The 18,551-nt window shown below is 31.2% G+C and carries 23 protein-coding genes; 15 read left to right on the top strand and 8 right to left on the bottom strand.

Going from position 1 to position 18,551, the window contains the following annotated elements; all coding sequences use genetic code 11:
* The first annotated feature begins 25 nt into the window (after positions 1-25).
* The 3 genes from DT059_RS05220 to DT059_RS05210 are packed head-to-tail and all read left to right on the top strand — an operon-like array spanning position 26 to position 2,513.
* A complete protein-coding gene (locus DT059_RS05220; RefSeq protein WP_145597367.1) occupies positions 26-1,012 on the top strand; it encodes a phytanoyl-CoA dioxygenase family protein in 987 nt (328 codons plus the stop codon).
* A 42-nt stretch (positions 1,013-1,054) separates the two neighbouring features.
* On the top strand, positions 1,055-2,011 hold the full coding sequence (locus DT059_RS05215) for a hydroxyacid dehydrogenase (protein WP_145597365.1): 957 nt from the start codon (positions 1,055-1,057) through the stop codon (positions 2,009-2,011).
* 1 nt (position 2,012) lies between these two features.
* Positions 2,013-2,513: a hypothetical protein gene (locus DT059_RS05210; RefSeq protein WP_145597363.1), complete on the top strand. Its 501-nt coding sequence runs from the start codon at positions 2,013-2,015 to the stop codon at positions 2,511-2,513.
* Here DT059_RS05210 and iolE read toward each other — a convergent pair whose 3' ends face one another.
* Positions 2,514-3,416 carry a myo-inosose-2 dehydratase gene (gene iolE, locus DT059_RS05205; RefSeq protein ID WP_145597359.1) on the bottom strand — a complete coding sequence of 301 codons (903 nt, stop codon included), beginning with the start codon at positions 3,414-3,416 and terminating at the stop codon, positions 2,514-2,516.
* 30 nt (positions 3,417-3,446) lie between these two features.
* Here iolE and DT059_RS05200 point away from each other — a divergent pair, with 30 nt between their 5' ends.
* From DT059_RS05200 to DT059_RS05145, 12 genes are all read left to right on the top strand, one after another.
* Complete coding sequence (locus tag DT059_RS05200; protein ID WP_145597357.1) at positions 3,447-4,574, top strand: Gfo/Idh/MocA family protein; 1,128 nt, start codon at positions 3,447-3,449, stop codon at positions 4,572-4,574.
* The gene (gene iolG, locus DT059_RS05195; RefSeq protein WP_023854054.1) at positions 4,571-5,572 is read left to right on the top strand and encodes an inositol 2-dehydrogenase; all 1,002 of its coding nucleotides are present in this window, start codon (positions 4,571-4,573) and stop codon (positions 5,570-5,572) included. Before DT059_RS05200 ends, iolG begins: the two co-directional genes overlap by 4 nt.
* Positions 5,573-5,719: 147 nt before the next feature.
* Complete coding sequence (locus tag DT059_RS05190) at positions 5,720-6,643, top strand: sugar ABC transporter substrate-binding protein (RefSeq protein ID WP_023854055.1); 924 nt, start codon at positions 5,720-5,722, stop codon at positions 6,641-6,643.
* Between the two features lie 64 nt (positions 6,644-6,707).
* Positions 6,708-7,835, top strand: coding sequence for an ABC transporter permease (locus DT059_RS05185; RefSeq protein WP_023854056.1), 1,128 nt, complete (start codon positions 6,708-6,710; stop codon positions 7,833-7,835).
* Positions 7,835-8,629, top strand: a complete 795-nt coding sequence (locus DT059_RS05180) for an ATP-binding cassette domain-containing protein (RefSeq protein ID WP_072091256.1) — start codon at positions 7,835-7,837, stop codon at positions 8,627-8,629. The genes DT059_RS05185 and DT059_RS05180 overlap by 1 nt, the downstream gene beginning before the upstream one ends.
* A gap of 86 nt (positions 8,630-8,715) precedes the next feature.
* Complete coding sequence (locus DT059_RS05175) at positions 8,716-9,039, top strand: GYD domain-containing protein (RefSeq protein WP_080986929.1); 324 nt, start codon at positions 8,716-8,718, stop codon at positions 9,037-9,039.
* A 73-nt stretch (positions 9,040-9,112) separates the two neighbouring features.
* Positions 9,113-10,099 (top strand): GTP 3',8-cyclase MoaA, encoded by a 987-nt coding sequence (gene moaA, locus DT059_RS05170; protein ID WP_145597355.1) that lies wholly within the window; start codon positions 9,113-9,115, stop codon positions 10,097-10,099.
* Positions 10,099-10,644 (top strand): cyclic pyranopterin monophosphate synthase MoaC, encoded by a 546-nt coding sequence (gene moaC, locus DT059_RS05165; protein ID WP_145597353.1) that lies wholly within the window; start codon positions 10,099-10,101, stop codon positions 10,642-10,644. Before moaA ends, moaC begins: the two co-directional genes overlap by 1 nt.
* A complete protein-coding gene (locus DT059_RS05160; RefSeq protein ID WP_145597351.1) occupies positions 10,644-10,913 on the top strand; it encodes a MoaD/ThiS family protein in 270 nt (89 codons plus the stop codon). The genes moaC and DT059_RS05160 overlap by 1 nt, the downstream gene beginning before the upstream one ends.
* A complete protein-coding gene (locus tag DT059_RS05155; protein ID WP_145597347.1) occupies positions 10,913-11,359 on the top strand; it encodes a molybdopterin synthase catalytic subunit in 447 nt (148 codons plus the stop codon). Before DT059_RS05160 ends, DT059_RS05155 begins: the two co-directional genes overlap by 1 nt.
* A 1-nt stretch (position 11,360) precedes the next feature.
* Complete coding sequence (msrP, locus tag DT059_RS05150) at positions 11,361-12,266, top strand: protein-methionine-sulfoxide reductase catalytic subunit MsrP (protein WP_145597345.1); 906 nt, start codon at positions 11,361-11,363, stop codon at positions 12,264-12,266.
* Positions 12,267-12,371: 105 nt separating this feature from the next.
* Complete coding sequence (locus DT059_RS05145; protein WP_240704589.1) at positions 12,372-12,854, top strand: sulfite oxidase heme-binding subunit YedZ; 483 nt, start codon at positions 12,372-12,374, stop codon at positions 12,852-12,854.
* Here DT059_RS05145 and DT059_RS05140 read toward each other — a convergent pair.
* The 7 genes from DT059_RS05140 to DT059_RS05110 are packed head-to-tail and all read right to left on the bottom strand — an operon-like array spanning position 12,837 to position 18,522.
* The gene (locus DT059_RS05140; protein ID WP_145597341.1) at positions 12,837-13,412 is read right to left on the bottom strand and encodes a nucleotidyltransferase family protein; all 576 of its coding nucleotides are present in this window, start codon (positions 13,410-13,412) and stop codon (positions 12,837-12,839) included. The two genes, DT059_RS05145 and DT059_RS05140, sit on opposite strands and share 18 nt — an antisense overlap.
* The gene (locus DT059_RS05135; protein ID WP_145597339.1) at positions 13,409-13,840 is read right to left on the bottom strand and encodes a GNAT family N-acetyltransferase; all 432 of its coding nucleotides are present in this window, start codon (positions 13,838-13,840) and stop codon (positions 13,409-13,411) included. The genes DT059_RS05140 and DT059_RS05135 overlap by 4 nt, the downstream gene beginning before the upstream one ends.
* A complete protein-coding gene (locus DT059_RS05130; RefSeq protein WP_145597337.1) occupies positions 13,837-14,517 on the bottom strand; it encodes an XdhC family protein in 681 nt (226 codons plus the stop codon). Before DT059_RS05130 ends, DT059_RS05135 begins: the two co-directional genes overlap by 4 nt.
* Positions 14,517-14,846 carry an XdhC family protein gene (locus DT059_RS05125; RefSeq protein ID WP_145597335.1) on the bottom strand — a complete coding sequence of 110 codons (330 nt, stop codon included), beginning with the start codon at positions 14,844-14,846 and terminating at the stop codon, positions 14,517-14,519. Before DT059_RS05125 ends, DT059_RS05130 begins: the two co-directional genes overlap by 1 nt.
* A gap of 21 nt (positions 14,847-14,867) precedes the next feature.
* Positions 14,868-15,653 carry an FAD binding domain-containing protein gene (locus DT059_RS05120; protein WP_145597333.1) on the bottom strand — a complete coding sequence of 262 codons (786 nt, stop codon included), beginning with the start codon at positions 15,651-15,653 and terminating at the stop codon, positions 14,868-14,870.
* Between the two features lie 7 nt (positions 15,654-15,660).
* On the bottom strand, positions 15,661-18,039 hold the full coding sequence (locus DT059_RS05115) for a xanthine dehydrogenase family protein molybdopterin-binding subunit (RefSeq protein ID WP_145597332.1): 2,379 nt from the start codon (positions 18,037-18,039) through the stop codon (positions 15,661-15,663).
* Between the two features lie 21 nt (positions 18,040-18,060).
* Positions 18,061-18,522: a (2Fe-2S)-binding protein gene (locus DT059_RS05110; protein ID WP_145597331.1), complete on the bottom strand. Its 462-nt coding sequence runs from the start codon at positions 18,520-18,522 to the stop codon at positions 18,061-18,063.
* Between the last annotated feature and the right edge of the window lie 29 nt (positions 18,523-18,551).

Raw genomic sequence — 18,551 nt, 5'->3', positions numbered from 1 at the left:
ATTGTGAATGATAAAATAAATTTTAATGATGACAAATAGTCTTCAAAAAAAATTATATGAGAATGGGTACTTGATTATTAAAAATGTACTTAACTTTAGAAGAGACTTAAAACCAATTCTTAATGATATGGAATTTGTTATGGATTGTCTCATCCAAAAATATGCAAAAAAGAGAGACGTAAAAAAAGTTCTTAATTTCGATTTTAAAAAAAAATACTCTTATATTTCTAAACTTAATATTAATGATTTGGATCAATATTTTAATACTCGATTACCAAGAGACCACGTAAAAAAAGATAGTGATTATTTTGCTACTCAATCATTATGGAATTTAATTACTAATAAAAATATTCTGGATGTTGTAGAAAATATTTTGGGCAAAGAAATAATGTCTAACCCTGTTCAAAATACTAGAATTAAACAGCCCGAAAAAAAATTACCAAAAGGTTCAATTCATGATGGTCTAAGCGGAAGAACGCCTTGGCATCAGGATGCGGCTGTATTAAATACAAAAGGACAAAAATTAACTGACATGGTTACTGTATGGATTCCTTTTACTAAAACTACAAAAAAAAATGGATGTATGATTACTGTTAAAAAAATCAATAAAATAGGATTACTAAATCACGTTTCAGGATACAGGGGACAAGTAGAACTAAAAAATAGTGAATTGTTAGATGATATGAAACATATTTATTTAGAGGCTAACATTGGTGATGTGATACTTCTGCACAAACATTCAATACACTGTTCTTTACCAAATAGATCAAATGATTTTAGAATAAGTGCTGATCTTAGATATAATGTTGCTGGACAGCCATCAGGACGAGAGCCCCTTCCCAATTTTTACGTTAGAAGTAAAAATAAAAAAAATCTTAAAATTAAAAATTTTAAACAATGGCTAGCTCTCTGGGAAAAAGCTAAAGAAAAATGTATTCCAAGAAAATTTGCTTTTAAATATCCTCTGCCTACTTTCAAAAATAATAAAAGAGATTTATCTAATTTAATTTAATAATTAATATTTTATAAAACTTATATTTGTGTATAAGTGCTTATGAAAAAAATATTAGTAATCCAACCTATACATGAAGCTGGGATAGAGCTTATAAAAAATAATCCAGATTACGAATTTGAGGTTATAGAAAATACAGATAACGAATTTCTTAAAACAAAAATAAAAGATTGTGATGGCGTTTCAATTAGAACTGCAAAACTAGCTGGAGAAGTAATTGATAGTGCAAATAAACTTAAAATTATTTCAAGACATGGTGTTGGTTATGACAATATAGACTTAAAAAGCACAAAAAAAAATGACATTACTCTTGCAATTACAGCAACCGCAAATGCAGTGGCTGTAGCTGAGCATGTAATGTTTATGCTGCTAAATATTTCCAAAAAAGGAAATATGTACGATGAAACTGTTAAAAGTGGTAAATTCAATGACCGAAATAAATTACCCAAAACTGTTGAATTGTGGAATAAAAATATATTGATTGCTGGATTTGGTCGTATTGGACAGGCTTTAATAAAAAGATGTCAGGGATTTGAAATGAAAGTTTTTGTGTATGATCCTTTTGTGTCCAAAGAAATAATTGAAAAGCATGGTGGTACAAAAGTAGATAGTTTAGAAGAAGCTTCAAAAAACATGGATGCTATATCTCTTCATGTGCCTCTTAATGAAAAAACAAAGAATATTATCAATTACAACTTGCTGAAAAATATGAAAAAAAATTGCATTATAATTAATGCTGCAAGAGGTGGAGTTATAAATGAAATTGATCTAAATAAAGCTTTAAATGAAAATTTAATTCTTGGAGCTGGTTTAGACGTTTTTGAGATCGAGCCACCTGATCCAAATAATCCTTTATTAAAAAATAATAAAGTATTTTTAAGTCCACATACTGCTGCGTTCACAGAGGAATGCATGACAAGAATGGGTAAAGAAACAATCCAAAATATTATTGATTTTTTTGACAAAAAGTTGGAAAAATCAAAGACTGTAAAATTATAAAATGAAAATTAATTTCAAAAATTTTGGTTTTTTAGAATTTTTAGTATCAGCATCTGCAATCTTTGTAGTTGGTATGTTAATTTGGACGGCAAGTACTAGACCTGCAGTTGAAGCTAAAGCTAATTTAGTAAAAGAAAATCATAACAAAGTCGTTGATCTAATTAATGATGAAATTAACAAATGTGGTAATAACGATGAAGGTAAATTCACTGTTTGGGGTGATCCATGTAATGGTGAATGGATAGCTGATAAAGTTGTTAATTATATCAATGAAAATTTAAAAATTGAAAATCCATTTTCTGATGACTCAAAAGTAAAAACTGATCCTGATCCAAGAATAAAAGCTGAAGGTAAAGCTGGTCAAGCCGTTGAAATGGGAGTGATCTTTGTAATGTCTTCGAATTTTTTACCTGATCCAGGTTCAGAGTGGATTGTTGGTACTTGTTTTAAATCACCTTGTGTTGCAGCAGGAAACAACGAACTTACTTCTATTTATAGATAATCAATTTTTAAAAATCTCTATATTACTGCTATTTAAGGTTTCAGTTAAATATTTATAACCAATCTTTGCATATTCAAAAGGATTTGCTTTTGCTGGATCTTGCTCAGCTTCAACTACCAACCAACCTGAATAATTTTTTTCTTTTAATACATCAAATAGTGGCTTGTAATCAATACAGCCGTCTCCAGGTACTGTAAAAGCACCCTCTAAAAATGCTCCTCTAAAACTTAAATCTTCTTTCAAAGATTTTTCTAAAACATTTTTTCTAATATCTTTGCAGTGCATATGAATAAGTCTTTCACTGAAATCTTTTAATATTTTTAGAGAATTACCCTGAGCAAACAACATATGGCCAGTATCTAAAGTAAGTTTAACACTGTCATCAGTATTTTCTAACAATCTTATGGTATCTTCCTCAGTTTCTATAACTGTTCCCATGTGATGATGGTAAGCAAGAGGCATTCCTTCATCTTCTAAATATTTTCCCATTTCAGAAATTTTTGAATAGTACTCTTTAGCTTCATCAAGATCCATTTTTGGTCTTGTGGAAAGTCTTCTGTTTGGATCTCCTTGGATCGATCCTGAAACTTCAGCAAAAACCATACAAGGTGAATTGCAATCTTTAAATAATTTTAGCTGATCTTGAATTAAATTTTTTTCCTCTGTAATACTATTTTTTCTTAAGTTTGCTCCATACCAACCTGAGCAAAGATTTAAATTAAACTCTTTTAATTTAGGTATTAACTCCTCAGATGTTTTGGGAAATTTTCCTCCAGACTCAATTCCAATAAAACCTGCCTTACTTGCTTCTGACAAGCATTGTTCTAAAGAAGTATCACCTCCTAATTCTGGCATGTCATCATTACTCCATGCAATCGGCGCTATTCCTAATTTTACTGACATAAATAAGTCTTATATATATAAGTTTTAAAAATGAAATCTAAAAAATTAAAACTAGGTATCATTGGAGGTGGACCTAATTCCTGGATTGGTCACGTGCACAGAATTTCATCAAGGTTTGATGACAAATATGAAATTGTAGCAGGAGTTTTTTCAAGAGATTCAAAACAATCAACTTCGTTTGGAAAAAGCATCGGTGTGAGTGAAGATAGATGTTATTCAAATTATTTAACCATGGCCAACAAAGAAAGTCTTCGAAAAGATAAAATTGATGTTGTGTCAATAATGACACCGCCAGGAAGTCATCAAATTATTGCTGAAAAGTTTATCGATAAAAACATTCATATAATTTCTGATAAACCTTTTGCCGCTGATCTGAAACAAGCAAAAAGTTTATTTAATAAAATAAAAAAAAATAAAAAAATTAAATATGCTCTAACACATAATTATTCAGCCTACCCCATGGTTCGAGAAGCCAAAGTATTAATTGAAAAAGGAAAAATTGGCAAAGTAGAAGATATTAATTTTGAGTATGTTCAAGACTGGAGTGAAGGAAAAACAATAAATAAAAAAAACTCTAGAAAAATGTTTCGTTGGAAACTTGATAAAAAAATTGTAGGCGTCTCTACAGTTTTAAACGAACTTGGGTCTCATGCTTGTCACCTTGCCGGTTATATGTCTGGATTAAAAACAAAAAAAGTTTTTGCTGATATCACTCAAGTATCAAAAATAGTTAAAATGGATAACAACGCTAAAGTATTAATTGAATTTGATAATGGTGCTAAAGGAATGTTTTGGACAAGTTGTACTGCAAGAGGTGGAGTTTATGGTTTAAGAATAAGAATTTTTGGATCTAAAGGAAGTTTAGAATGGGTACAAAATGATCCAACTTATTTAAAATATAATCCATCAAAAGGAGCTGTCAGAATATTAGAAAGAGGATTTCATGACGCAAGTTTTTCAAAAAAATTTTCTAGAATAAAATTTGGTCATCCTGAAGGTTATTTGGATGCTTTTTCTAACATTTATAGAGAGTTTGCTGAGTCATTAAAATCAAAAAAAAGAGTTTTTTATCCTAATGAAGATGATGGATATGAAACTGCTAAATTTATTCATGCATGTAAAAAATCTAGTAAATCAAAAAAATGGGTTAAACTATGATTAACGTTGCGTTAATTGGTCTTGGAAGAATTGGTCAAATGCATGCTGAGAACTTATTTTCTCATAAAAGTTTTAAATTAAAATATACTTTTGATATCGATACAAAACTTAATCAAAAATTATCGAAAAAATTTAACTCAACATCTATTAACAATCCTCAAATTGCTTTCAAAGATAAAAATATAGATCTAATATTTATTGCCTCAAGTACACCAACGCATATCAAATTAATTGAGGAAGCAGCTAAATACAAAAAGGTAATTTTTTGTGAAAAACCTTTAGATTTAAATATTGATAAAGTTAACAAATGCCTAAGAAAAATAAAAAAACTAAATCCAAAAATACAGTTAGGATTTAATAGAAGGTATGACCCGGGTCATAGTTCGTTAAAAAAAGAGCTTCAAAAAGGAAAAATAGGACGGCTAGAAAAAATTATAATAACAAGTAGAGATCCTGCCCCTCCTCCTTTAAGTTATTTAAAAGTTTCGGGAGGTATATTTAAAGACATGATGATACATGACTTTGATTTAGCTAGATTTTATTTGGAAAAAGATGAGATAGAGTCAATTTATTCAACAGGAAGCAATATTTCTGACAAAAAATTTGATAAAATTAAAGATTATGAGCTTGCCTCATGCATTTTAAGATCAAAAAAAGGTGTGCAATGTATAATTGCTAATTCAAGACATTGTAGTTTTGGCTATGATCAAAGAGTAGAGTTGTTTGGATCTAAAGGAATGTTGATTTCTGGAAATAAAAAAGAAAACGAGACGGAAATATTTACCAAAAATAACACTTCTCAAAAAAAACCTCTTCTTAATTTTTTTATTGATAGATATGTTGATGCATACAAGCTTCAACTGGATGAACTGGCTAGATATACAATTAAGAAAAACAAACCCATATCTAGTTTTGAAGATGGAAGAAGAGCTCTTATCATCGCTAATGCTGCATCAAGTTCTTTGAAACAAAAAAAACAAATTAAAATAAAATTTTAATACAACTAATAATAGAAAATCTACAATAATTATAAACTGTGTATAAAACCTATACATTTTAAAGTTGTCATCTTTACAACCTAGTTTTTTTTATGTTAACGTCCGCGCATTAAAAGTTAACTTTTATTTAAACGAGAGGAAAAAATAATGAAAACATTATATAAATCGTTATTAGCTTTTGTTGCTTGGGTTATGCTTTCAGTGTCTGCTTTAGCGGTAGATGTGATCGTTGTATCTCACGGACAAGCTAACGACCCGTTTTGGTCTGTTGCTAAGAATGGTGTAGATAAAGGATGTGCAGATATGGGAATATCTTGCAAGTACACTGCACCTGCTACTTTCGACATGGTTGAAATGGCTAAATTAATTGACAACGCAGTTTCACAAAAACCAAAAGGTATTGTGATTACTCTTCCAGATGCTGCTGCTTTAGGAAAATCTGTTAAAGCTGCTATTGCTGCTGGTATTCCAGTAATTTCAATGAACTCTGGTTCAGATGACTTTGCTTCACTAGGTATCAGTGCTCACGTTGGACAAACTGAGTTTGAAGCTGGTGTAGGTGGCGGACAAAAAATGAAAGCTGCTGGTGGTAAAAAAGCACTATGTGTTAACCACGAAGTTGGAAACGTTGCGCTAGATAGAAGATGTGCTGGATTCAAAAAAGGTTTTGGTGGATCAGTTGACATCTTAGGAACTTCTAATGACCCAACAGAAATTCAAAAAGCTGTTGCTGCTAAATTAGGTGGTGGATATGATACTATCCTAACTTTAGGTGCTGGTCTTGCAGGTGAAGCTGCTCTTAAAGCTTTAGAAGCTGCAGGAAAAGTTGGTTCTGTTAAACTTGGTACATTCGATATGTCACCAGGAATGTTAAAAGCTGCTGCTGCAGGTAAAGTAGAGTTTTTAATTGACCAACAACAATACCTACAAGGTTACTTACCAATAGCAATTTTTGGTCAGTACATGAGATATGGAACTATGCCAGCTGGAGTAGTTATGACTGGTCCTGGTTTCGTAACTCCTGATAATGCAGCTAAAGTAATTAAGTGGGCAGCTCAAGGTTACAGATAAAAAATACTTTAAAAGGCCTAGCTAACTTTTAGTTAGGCCTTTTTTCTAAACAAAATTCAAATTAATGTCAGATAAAGCTAAAAGTATCGCATCAAAAAAAACTTCTGGTCAAGACGAAAGACTTAAAGAAGTATCAAAACTAAGATTACTTTTAAATAGACCTGAATTAGGCGCTGTTGGTGGTGCAATTTTAGTATTTATATTTTTTGGGATAGTTGCAGGTGATACTGGCATGTTCAGTGCTTACGGAACTCTAAACTTTTTAGATGTTTCCGCAAATTTAGGAATAATTGCAATTGCAGCAGCGATGCTAATGATTGGTGGTGAATTTGATTTATCAATTGGATCAATGATTGGTTTTGCAGGAATTTGTATAGCAATACCTGCAATTTATTGGGGTTGGCCTTTATGGATAAGTATTATTTTTGCTTTTGCTATGGCAGTACTAGTTGGTTATTTCAATGGTATCCTTGTTGTTAGAACAGGACTTCCATCTTTTATAGTAACTCTTGCAATGTTGTTTATTTTAAGAGGAGCAACATTAGCAATTACAAGATTAATTACAGGAAGAACACAAGTTCCAGGCTTAAGAGTTTTAATTGAGAATGATCCAATCGCGTGGATGTTTGCAACTGACACTTTCAAATGGTTGTTTACTTGGTTAGGTTCAATGAATTTAATCGCATTAAGAACTGATGGAACTCCATTAGCTACTGGCATTCCTCCTTCAGTAATATGGTTTATTGCAGCTACGCTTTTTGCAACATGGATATTGATGAAGACTAGATATGGGAACTGGATTTTTGCATCAGGAGGAGACAAGAATGGTGCAACAAATGTTGGTGTGCCTGTTGGAAGAGTTAAAATAAGTTTATTTATTGGGACAGCAGTTGCAGCAACTATTTTTGCAACTATTCAAGTTTTAGATGCTGGTTCTGCAGATACTATGAGAGGAAATTTAAAAGAATTAGAAGCAATTGCAGCAGCAGTCGTTGGTGGGTGCTTGTTAACCGGAGGGTATGGTTCCGCAATTGGTGCAGCTTTTGGTGCATTAATATTTGGAACTGTTTCGATGGGAATATTTTATACAGATGTTGATACTGATTGGTTTAAAGTTTTTTTAGGAGCAATGATGTTGATTGCTGTAGTATTTAATAATTACATTAGAAAACGAGTAACAGAGACAAAATAATGTCAGAAAATTTAATTGAATTTAACAACATTAGTAAATTTTTTGGAAAAGTGATTGCTCTTAAAGATGTCACTATGAAATTAAAAAAAGGTGAGATCATGTGTTTACTTGGTGACAATGGTGCTGGAAAATCTACATTAATAAAAACTTTAGCTGGTGTTCATAAACCTGATGAAGGTGAAATAGTAATCGAAGGTAAAAAAACTGTTTTTGACTCACCAAAAGATGCTTTGGATATGGGAATTGGAACAGTTTACCAAGACTTAGCTCTGGTTCCATTAATGAGTGTCACAAGAAACTTTTTTATGGGAAGAGAGCCATTAAAGGGACTACCTTTTTTAAAAACTTTCGATATTGAAAAGGCAAATCAAATTGCTGCTGAAAGAATGGGTCAAATTGGAATTGATGTAAGAGATCCTTCTCAAGCAGTTGGTACAATGTCTGGTGGTGAGAGACAATGTTTAGCTATATCAAGAGCTATATATTTTGGTGCAAAAGTTTTAGTTTTAGATGAACCAACTTCTGCACTTGGTGTTCATCAAGCATCAATGGTTTTAAAATATATTGTAAAAGCGGCTTCACAAGGTTTAGCTGTAATTTTAATTACGCATAATGTTCACCACGCATATCCTGTGGGAAATAGTTTTACTGTTCTTAATAGAGGTAAAAGCTTAGGAACTTTTAATAAAAAAGATATTAGCCGAGAAGAGCTATTAGGAATGATGGCTGGTGGAGAAGAGCTAGATAAACTTGAAGTTGAATTAAAAGAGATGGATAGACTAAGTAAAAATTAGTTAATAATTTTCAAACCATATTAATCCTAAATCATTTTTAACAAATGAGAATTTTGTTATAATTTAAATATAAAAAAGGAGGAATAATGAAGTTTGTTGTACTAGGTAAATACTCAACTCAAGGTCTTGCTGGTTTCGTTAAGAACCCTTCAGATAATAGACAAGAAGCTGCAAAAAAAATAACTGAAGCTGCTGGTGGAAAACTTATAGAAATGATGACTCTTAGAGGAGCATATGATTTCATAGCTATTATTGAAGGATCAGATTTTGAAACTATGGCAGGTATGAAGATGTTAATGCAATCAACTGGCACAATTGAAGACATGAATATCATGGAAGCTGTTGATTTTAACAAAGCAGCAGAAAAAGCTGCAAAAGCTGCATCTTCTTATCGACCAGTTGGAAAATAAAACTTTAATGAAAGGTTCTAAGACTAGAAGTTGGTAATTTTTTTTATTAAGATAAAAAAATAATAAAAAAAACATGCTTATAGATAGTTTCGGTAGAACATTTCCATATATAAGACTTTCAATTACAGATGTTTGTAATTTTAAGTGTGGGTATTGTTTACCTAATGGTTATCAAATTGATAAAATTGACAATAGAAAATTTCTTCATCTTGATGAAATAAGACGTCTCGCAAAAGTTTTTTCAAAACTAGGTGTAAATAAAATAAGACTTACTGGCGGTGAACCAACAGTAAGAAATGATTTTTTTGAAATAATTAAAATCTTAAAAGATGAAGCTGGAATAAAAAAAGTTGTGATTACCACAAATGGTTATCATTTAGACAAAAAAGCAAAGATGTTAGTAGATAGTGGGATAAATGGTATTAATATTAGCATTGATAGTTTGGATAGAAATACATTCAAAAATGTTACAGGTCATGATCGATTACCAGAGATTTTAAAAGGAATTAACATCCTACAAGATTTAAATTTTGAAAATATTAAGATTAATGCAGTTCTTTTAAATGGAATAAATGCATCAGAAAAAGATTTTGATTCTTGGGGAGAATTTATAAAAAACAACAAAGTAGATTTTCGATATATAGAATTAATGCAAACAGGTGATAACCTAGATTATTTTAAAAAATACCATGTATCCTCAAAAATCTTCAAAGAATATTTAAATAAAAATAATTGGATTTACCAAACCTTAGGTAAAGATGCTGGGCCGTCACTAAATTATATCAATCCAGAATACAAAGGGAAATTTGGAATTATCGCGCCCTACTCTAAAGATTTTTGTAGAAGCTGTAATAGATTAAGAATTACATCAAGAGGAGATTTGAGATTATGCCTATTTGGAAATACTGGAATAAGTATAAGACATTTATTGCAAAAAGATAATCAAATAGATGAATTGCAAGATCTTATAATGGGTCAAATGAAATTTAAAAAAGAATCTCACCATTTGGAACTTGGTGAAACTGGTTTAACTAAAAATTTATCTACCACAGGCGGCTAATGTCAAAATTAAAAATTATAAATCAAGAAGATCTTAAAGATTGGGCTAAAGAAATATTTCAAAAAAATTCTTTCAATATGGTTGATGTTTCTTCAAAAAAAGAAACTTTTAGAAGAGCGCTTGCGTCAGGTAAAATTTATGTTGGAAAAGAGGTTTTCGATCTTATTAAAAATAAGAAGATGCCTAAAGGAGACCCTATTACTTTAGCTGAGGTATCTGCTGTATTGGGTGTAAAAAAAACAAGCGAGCTTATTCCTTTGTGTCACCCACTTCCAATTGACCATACGGCCACTAAAATAATTATGAATGAATTAGACAATTCATTAGAAGTTTTTTGTGTAGTTTCTGCAGTTGCAAAAACAGGTGTTGAGATGGAAGCTATAATGGGAGTTAACTCAGCCTTAATTACAATTTATGATTTAAGCAAAATAGTAAATCCACATCTTGAAATTGATAACGTAAAATTATTAATTAAAGAAGGTGGAAAAAGTGGATTATGGAAAAATCCTGATGGGCTTCCAGATTTTTTAGAAAATATTTTTTAATGAAAATATCAGTTGAACTTTTTGGCGCAGCTAGAGAATTTAGCACTAAATCACATTTAGATTTTGAATTAATTGAAAATTCCTCAATAAAAGATCTTAGAAACCAAATGATAGAGTTTATTGATATGAAATTTAAAGGAAATGAATCTTTCAAAAAAATTATAAAATCATCAGCTTTTTGTTCGTCTGATGATAAAATTGTCTCAGACAATTATAAAATAGTTAAAAAACAAAACTTTAGCATTATACCTCCTATAGGAGGCGGTTAATGCTACATACCAAAATTATTGATACTTCAAAAAATGAGAAGATTGAGATTTCAAAAGCAGAAAATTTTTTAAATCAATCTAAATTTGGCGCTGTAATATATTTTGTTGGAACTGTAAGAGATTTAAATGAAAATAAATCAGTTACTGGTATTACCTATGATGCCAAAGAAAGTATGGTTATAAAAAGTTTTGAAGAAATTTATGAGGAAGCAGATAACAAGTTAAATATTAAAGAAAAAGCAGTATTTATTGAACATGTTAAAGGTTATGTAAGTTTAAAAGAAAAAAGCATTATTATTGGTGTGGCTTGCAAACATAGAGATCAAGCTTTTGTGTTATCTAGATATATAATTGAGGAAATTAAAAAAAGATCTCCGATTTGGAAAAAAGAACATTATCAAAATGAGGATAGTGAGTGGTTGAAAGGAGTATCTCTAAATAATTAAAATGATAAAATTTAAATATTCAGAAATTACACCAGAAAGTATTTATAAAAAAAGAAGATTTTTCATAAAATCTATAGGTCTTGGAGCAAGCTCACTAGCTATGTCTACTATACCATTTGTAAATAAATCTTTAGCAAGCGAGAGAGATAAATTAACAAGTTATAAAGATATTACGACTTATAATAATTATTATGAGTTTGGAACATCAAAGAGTGATCCTCATAGAAATTCTCAAATATTTAAAACAACCCCTTGGGAAATAGCTATTGAAGGAGAAGTTGAAAAACCAATTAAATTATCAATGGAAGAAATCTCAGAAATGTTTGTTTCTGAGGAAAGAATATATCGTTTAAGGTGTGTTGAAGGTTGGTCAATGGTAATTCCGTGGATGGGTTTTTCTCTAAGCGAGTTACTATTAAAAGTTAATCCAACTAATAATGCAAAATTTGTTGAATTTGAAAGTGTATACGATCCTGAGCAGATGAAAGGTCAAAGATATCCTGTTTTGAACTGGCCGTATAAAGAAGGTTTAAGAATTGATGAAGCTATGCATCCTTTAACAACAGTTGTGACAGGTTTATATGGTAAAAAACTCCCAAATCAAAATGGAGCACCACTTAGAATATTTATTCCATGGAAGTACGGTTTTAAAAGTGCCAAAGCAATTGTTAAAATTAAATTTGTAGAAAAAATGCCTACCTCGTCCTGGATGTGGGCTTCTCCTAGAGAATATGGGTTTTACTCAAATGTTAATCCTAATGTTGATCATCCAAGATGGTCTCAAGCAACTGAAAGAATAATTGGTGAAGGTGTTTGGGCGCCTAGAGTAAAGACCTTAATGTTTAATGGTTATGGAGATGAAGTTGCAAGTCTCTATAGTGGTATGGATTTAAAAAAAAATTATTAAATTAAATTGAGAAGCTATTCTAAAATTATAGTTTTTTTTCTCTCGCTTTGGCCAATCTACTTAATTACTTATCAAATAGTTTTTAACCAATTAGGTCCAGAGCCTGTGGATAGAATTATTAATCACTTTGGTGAATGGACATTAATTTTTATTTTTTTAACTCTTTCAATGACACCACTTAGGAAAATAACTAAATCGTTAGAATGGATCAAATTTAGAAGAATGCTTGGTTTGTTCGCGTTTTTTTATGCATCTGTTCATATGCTGAGTTACGTTGGTCTAGATTACAGATTTGATTTTGAACCATTGATAAATGATGTTTTAAAAAAGAAGTTTATTTTTATTGGTTTTTCAGCTTGGCTTTTATTAATCCCTCTTGCTGTAACATCATCTGAAAAAATGGTTAGACTGTTGAAGCAAAATTGGAAAAAAATTCATAGATTAATTTATATAATTGGGATTTTTGGCGTACTTCATTATATTTGGCTATCAAAAACAATATTTTTTAAGCCACTTATATTTTTAATACTTTTAATAATTCTTTTACTTTTTAGGGTTAAAATTACTAAATCAGCTTCTAAAATCTGAAACCTTATCGAAATCTTTAAAGGATTTAAGGCTACTTATATTAATAAAATTTGTTCTATTTTTAAGCCTTTTAACCATAAACTTTGCTCCAAACTGACCTTTAATATTTTTAAATTTTTTTATCAAAGAAATATCAAAACCAATGGGATTACCTAATCTATTTTTATATTTTAATGCGTGAACTAAAAATTTTTTAGTTTTTATAGATCTGCAAATTTTATTAATGTCTGATTGTTTAACAAATGGCATATCAGACTGAGCTACAATAAAGCCGTCGTCATTTTTAGATACTTTTTTTAATCCCATTTTTATAGAAGAGGCCATTCCTTTTTTATAGTTTTTGTTATAGGTAAAAATAATCTTTTTATTTTTTTTAATTATTTTTTTTACTTCTTTATATTGATGACCAAGAACTATAATGATTTTATTTGCTTTACTTTTTTTTAATACATTTAGTGAATAATTAATTAGAGGTTTATTTTTATATAATTTAATAAGTTTATTTTCTGATTTCATTCTTTTGGACAAACCAGCGGCAAGCAATATAATTTTAATCATTTTAATTCGTAGGTATCCCAAGTAGTTTTTTCAGAGACTTTATCGTATAAGCTTTTAGCTATTTTATTGTCGTTTCTTGTTATCCATCTAATTAATCCCCAACCATTCTTTACAGATATATTTTTTAACTCATTTATTATTTTTTCTCCTATTTTTTTTCCTCTATGCTCTGGATCCACAAACAAATCATCTAAAAAACCGATGTATTTTCCTCTTAATGGACTTGGCATTTTTCTATAGTGAGCCAGTGCAATTACTTTAGAATTTTCTTCATAAACTACACCACTTACTTCATTATTTTCATCAAATAACCATTTCCATACTGTTGTTAATATTTCATCATTCATTTCAACTTTATAAAAATCCGCATAGCCTTTATAGAGTTTTTCCCAATCTTTTTTATCTTCTATTTTAATTGGTCTAATCACTTTTTATAAGTTTCAGAAACTAGTTGAGCTATAATAGATAAAGCAATTTCTGGAGCAGATTTACCTCCAAGTTTAATTCCAATTGGTCCATGAATTGAATTGATTTCATCATTAGTAAATCCAGCTTCACTTAATCTTTGACATCTGTTTTCATGAGTTTTTTTACTACCAAGTGCTCCGATATAATAAAATTTATTCTTTAGAGCGAATTGTAAAGCAGGATCATCTATTTTTGGGTCATGTGTTAAAGCTATTAAGGCTGTATTTGAATTTGTTTCAATTTCTTCAAAAGCCTCTTTTGGCCATTTATTAATAACTCTAATATCAGGAAATCTTTGCTCAGATGCAAAATATCCTCTTGGGTCTATGATACTAATTTCAAAATTTAAACTTTTTGCAAAATCAACTAAGTATTGTGCAATATGTACAGCACCGACAATAATTACTTTTATTGGTTTTATATAAGTTTCAACAAATATTTCTGAATTTTCTATAACCCCATTTTTTTTTGACTTAAAAAATTTTTCTATTTCATTTGTGTATTTTGAAAACTCTCCTTCTGGAGAAGTCCCAGGTATATAAATCTCACTATTCCCGTTTTCTAAATTTGTAAGAATTGCAAACTCAGTTTTTGATGATTTTTTTTTTAAAATTTCTTCAAGTGTTTTAAATTTCATTAGTGTATCTGCTCAATATATACTGCAATTTCTCCACCACATGCGAGTCCCACTTCCCATGCACTCTCGTTTGAAACTTTAAATTCTATTTTTTTACAAGGCTTATTGTCTTTAATTAATGACAGGCATTCACTTACAACTGCAGACTCAACACATCCGCCAGAAACAGAACCTGAAAAATCTCCCTTTTCATTGACAATCATTCTGCTACCAACTTGTCTCGGTGATGATCCCCAGGTTTGAATTACCGTTGCTAAAACTACTTTTTGATTAGCTTTTATCCAATCTTGAGCTTCGTCTAAAATTTTCTCATCAAATGAATTTTTCATCTGATAAAATATAGTTTTTAACTAACAAGCATCAACGGCTTTTTTAGCCTGCGTGACAACTAAACTAGCTCTATACTCTGCAGAAGCATGGATATCTGAGTTCATATCAGAACTATCAAGATCCATTCCGTCTATTGATGAAGAATAAAAATTGCCTGAAAGTGCTTTTGCTATTTCTTTATCATTATAAACACATGATTTTGCACCTGTAACAGCAACGTTTACATCACTTTTATGTTTTGCGACATACACACCTACAACTGCATACCTGGATGCAGGATTAGGATGTTTTTGATAGCTTGATTTTTCTGGTATCTGAAATTCTACAGCTTCAATTAACTCACCTTTTTTTAAAGCTGTTTCGAACATTCCTTTGAAAAACTTTGACGCTTCAATTTTTCTTTCGTTAGTATGTATTGTAGCGTTTAAAGCTATACATGCTGATGGATAATCAGCTGATGGATCGTTATTTGCGATTGAACCGCCTATCGTTCCTCTATTTCTTACTTGTGGATCGCCAATTCCTTCAGCCAAACTAGACAATGACGGAATTGCTTTTTTAACATCTTTAGAATTAGCAACTTCAACATGTTTAGTTGCAGCTCCTATTGTAACTGATTTACCGCTTACTTTTATTCCACTTAATTTTTTAATATTTTTTATATCAATTAAATCCTTATAAGTGGCTAAACCTAACTTCATTGAAGGAATAGTAGTCATCCCTCCTGCTAAAAAAGCAGAACTAGATGAAGCAAGTTTAGATGCTTCTTTGCTATCTTTTGCTGAATGATAATTAAAATCTTTCATAAACCTCCTATGCTGCTTTTGAGTTAGATTTTTTTAGATTTTTACAAGCCTTCCACACTTTTTCAGCCGTAGCTGGCATAGTAACTTCTTGTCCACCTAAAGCATCAATTACAGCATTCATTACTGTTGGTGGTGCTGCTATAGCTCCAGCTTCTCCACAACCTTTAACTCCCAAAGGATTTGTGGTTGCGTGTGTGCAAGTATATCCAATATTGAACTCAGGAAAATTATCTGCACGTGGCATCGTATAATCCATATAAGACCCTGTCATCAACTGACCAGTCTCATCATACTCTGCGTTTTCATACAATGCTTGACCTATACCTTGAGCAAGACCTCCATGAACTTGTCCCTCTACAACCATTGGATTAATTATTCTTCCAAAGTCATCACAAGCTGTATATTTTTCAAGCTTCACATGTCCTGTTTCAGGATCTATCTCAACTTCTGCAATATGTGTTCCTGCTGGGAAAGAAAAGTTTGAAGGGTCATAAAAAGAAGTTTCTTTTAAACCAGGTTCGTCACCTTCTGGTAATGGAGATTTCATTTCATCTCTAACACCAGGTAAATAACAAGCAAAAGCTACTTCTCCTATTGTTTTCTTTTTATTCGATTTAGAAACAATAAATTCACCATCTTTAAACTCAACATCTTCAGGATTTGCCTCTAACATTTTTGCTGTAACTCTTTTACCTTTTTCAACTATTTTTTTACAAGCATTAACAATAGCAATACCACCCACAGCTAAAGATCTAGAACCATAGGTTCCCATTCCAAATGTTCCTTTATCTGTATCTCCATGAACAATGTCTATATTTTCTATTGGTACACCTAACTCATCCGCAGCTATTTGAGCAAAAGTTGTTTGGTGACTTTGTCCATGGCTGTGTGAACCTGTGTAAACAGTGACTTGTCCCGTTGGATTGAATCTTACTTCTGCAGACTCCCATAATCCCACTCCGCATCCTAAAGACATTACTGCAGCAGAAGGAGCAATACCACATGCTTCAAAATAAGAGGTAACACCAATACCTCTAAGTTTGCCTTTAGCTTCAGACTCTCTTCTTCTTGCCTCAAAACCTTTATAGTCTGCCATCTGTTTAGCTTTTTCCATTCCAGCAACATAATCTCCAGAATCTACTGTATGAACTAAAGTCTGTTTAAAAGGGAATGCCGTAGGGAAATTTTTAATTCTAAGTTCAGTTTTATCTATCCCTAGTTCCATGGAAGCTTTTTCAACTAATCTCTCAATTGTGTATGTAGCTTCAGGTCTACCTGCACCTCTATAAGCATCTACTGGAGCTGTATTTGTATATACAGCTTTGACGTTTGTATAAGCTGCTGGAATTTCATAAACTCCAGTTGCACAAGGTCCAAATAAATAAGTTGGTGTCACTGTGCCAAATACTCGAGCATAAGCTCCAAGGTTTGCTATAGTTTCATTTTTAAAACCAAGAAACTTTCCATCTTTAGTAACCGCTAATTCTGCATGAGTAACATGATCTCTTCCATGAATATCAGTTAAAAAAGATTCTGATCTTTCTGCAACCCACTTAATAGCTCTATTAATTTTTTTAGCTGCCCAGCTACAAACAATATCTTCGTTATAGACATTAATTTTTGAACCAAAACCACCGCCAACATCTGGAGCTACAACTCTTAACTTATGTTCAGGAGCTACATTTCCAAAAGCAGACATTATCAATCTTGATAAATGTGGATTTTGACTTGTTGTATATAAAGTAATCTCTTCAGATGCTGCGTTGTAATCAGCAACACATGCTCTTGGCTCCATTGCGTTTGGAATTAATCTATTATTAATGATATCAATAGAAATTACTTTGTCAGCCTTATCAAATGCTTCTTTAACTTTTTGTCTATCCCCTAATAGCCAGTCAAAACAAAGATTTTTATCAATTCCTTCATGGATAGTATCTCCATTCATAGCGTCTGCAGTACTTGTTACTGCTTTTAATACTTTGTAATCAACTTCAACTTTTTCCGCAGCTTCTTTTGCTTCTGCTAAACTTTCAGCAATTACAACAGCAACAGGGTCTCCAACAAAATTTACATTGTCTTTAGCTAATGGTGGATTTCCAGGACACTTCATTTCTGTACCGTCCTCACTTCTAATTGCCCAACCCGCAATCAAACCTCCAATTTTATCATCAGCTATTTCTTTACCAGTAAGTATACTTACTACACCTGATGATTTTAATGCTTTATCAATATTTAATTTTTTAATTGATGCTCTTGCATGTGGAGACCTAACAAAAATCGCGTAAGTTTGATTTGCTAAATTAATATCTGCTGTATATCTGCCTTTACCAGTTAAAAACCTTTTATCCTCTTTTCTCTCAACTCTAGAACCTACTAAACTTGCCATTTTCTTTTTTCCTCCTTAAAATTACATTTTTGTTGCTGCTTCTTTAACCGCGGCAACAATATTTTGGTATCCGGTGCATCTACAAATATTTCCCTCTAACCAATCTCTAATTTCTGTATCTGATGGTTTTTTATTTTTTTGTAGAAGATCAATTGCACTCATAACCATTCCTGGTGTACAAAAACCACACTGTAAACCGTGAAGTTTTTTAAATGCTTCTTGCATTGGATGCATGTTTCCATTTGTTTCTAAACCTTCAATAGTTGTAACTTTTGATCCATTAACATCTGCTGCTAAAGCAGTACAACTTTTTAAAGAATTTCCATCAACATGAACTACACATGCTCCGCATTGACTAGTATCACATCCAATATGTGTACCTGTTAGCTGTAAATGCTCTCTTAAAAATGTAGATAGTAAAGTGTTATCAGGAGCTTCTTTTTCAACTTTTCTTCCATTAACTTCTAATGAAATTTTACCCATAATCTCTCCTTATAAATAATAATAGGATT

The organism is Candidatus Pelagibacter sp. FZCC0015 (assembly GCF_007833635.1).
Taxonomy (GTDB): domain Bacteria; phylum Pseudomonadota; class Alphaproteobacteria; order Pelagibacterales; family Pelagibacteraceae; genus Pelagibacter.
This window is presented reverse-complemented; position numbering and strand designations above follow the sequence as displayed.

Bases quoted from the DNA above. Each gene is read 5' to 3' on its own strand.
- DT059_RS05220 (WP_145597367.1), top strand. From the start codon at position 26: ATGATGACAAATAGTCTTCAAAAAAAATTATATGAGAATGGGTACTTG.
- DT059_RS05215 (WP_145597365.1), top strand. From the start codon at position 1,055: ATGAAAAAAATATTAGTAATCCAACCTATACATGAAGCTGGGATAGAG.
- DT059_RS05210 (WP_145597363.1), top strand. From the start codon at position 2,013: ATGAAAATTAATTTCAAAAATTTTGGTTTTTTAGAATTTTTAGTATCA.
- iolE (WP_145597359.1), bottom strand. From the start codon at position 3,416: ATGTCAGTAAAATTAGGAATAGCGCCGATTGCATGGAGTAATGATGAC.
- DT059_RS05200 (WP_145597357.1), top strand. From the start codon at position 3,447: ATGAAATCTAAAAAATTAAAACTAGGTATCATTGGAGGTGGACCTAAT.
- iolG (WP_023854054.1), top strand. From the start codon at position 4,571: ATGATTAACGTTGCGTTAATTGGTCTTGGAAGAATTGGTCAAATGCAT.
- DT059_RS05190 (WP_023854055.1), top strand. From the start codon at position 5,720: ATGAAAACATTATATAAATCGTTATTAGCTTTTGTTGCTTGGGTTATG.
- DT059_RS05185 (WP_023854056.1), top strand. From the start codon at position 6,708: ATGTCAGATAAAGCTAAAAGTATCGCATCAAAAAAAACTTCTGGTCAA.
- DT059_RS05180 (WP_072091256.1), top strand. From the start codon at position 7,835: ATGTCAGAAAATTTAATTGAATTTAACAACATTAGTAAATTTTTTGGA.
- DT059_RS05175 (WP_080986929.1), top strand. From the start codon at position 8,716: ATGAAGTTTGTTGTACTAGGTAAATACTCAACTCAAGGTCTTGCTGGT.
- moaA (WP_145597355.1), top strand. From the start codon at position 9,113: ATGCTTATAGATAGTTTCGGTAGAACATTTCCATATATAAGACTTTCA.
- moaC (WP_145597353.1), top strand. From the start codon at position 10,099: ATGTCAAAATTAAAAATTATAAATCAAGAAGATCTTAAAGATTGGGCT.
- DT059_RS05160 (WP_145597351.1), top strand. From the start codon at position 10,644: ATGAAAATATCAGTTGAACTTTTTGGCGCAGCTAGAGAATTTAGCACT.
- DT059_RS05155 (WP_145597347.1), top strand. From the start codon at position 10,913: ATGCTACATACCAAAATTATTGATACTTCAAAAAATGAGAAGATTGAG.
- msrP (WP_145597345.1), top strand. From the start codon at position 11,361: ATGATAAAATTTAAATATTCAGAAATTACACCAGAAAGTATTTATAAA.
- DT059_RS05140 (WP_145597341.1), bottom strand. From the start codon at position 13,412: ATGATTAAAATTATATTGCTTGCCGCTGGTTTGTCCAAAAGAATGAAA.
- DT059_RS05130 (WP_145597337.1), bottom strand. From the start codon at position 14,517: ATGAAATTTAAAACACTTGAAGAAATTTTAAAAAAAAAATCATCAAAA.
- DT059_RS05125 (WP_145597335.1), bottom strand. From the start codon at position 14,846: ATGAAAAATTCATTTGATGAGAAAATTTTAGACGAAGCTCAAGATTGG.
- DT059_RS05120 (WP_145597333.1), bottom strand. From the start codon at position 15,653: ATGAAAGATTTTAATTATCATTCAGCAAAAGATAGCAAAGAAGCATCT.
- DT059_RS05115 (WP_145597332.1), bottom strand. From the start codon at position 18,039: ATGGCAAGTTTAGTAGGTTCTAGAGTTGAGAGAAAAGAGGATAAAAGG.
- DT059_RS05110 (WP_145597331.1), bottom strand. From the start codon at position 18,522: ATGGGTAAAATTTCATTAGAAGTTAATGGAAGAAAAGTTGAAAAAGAA.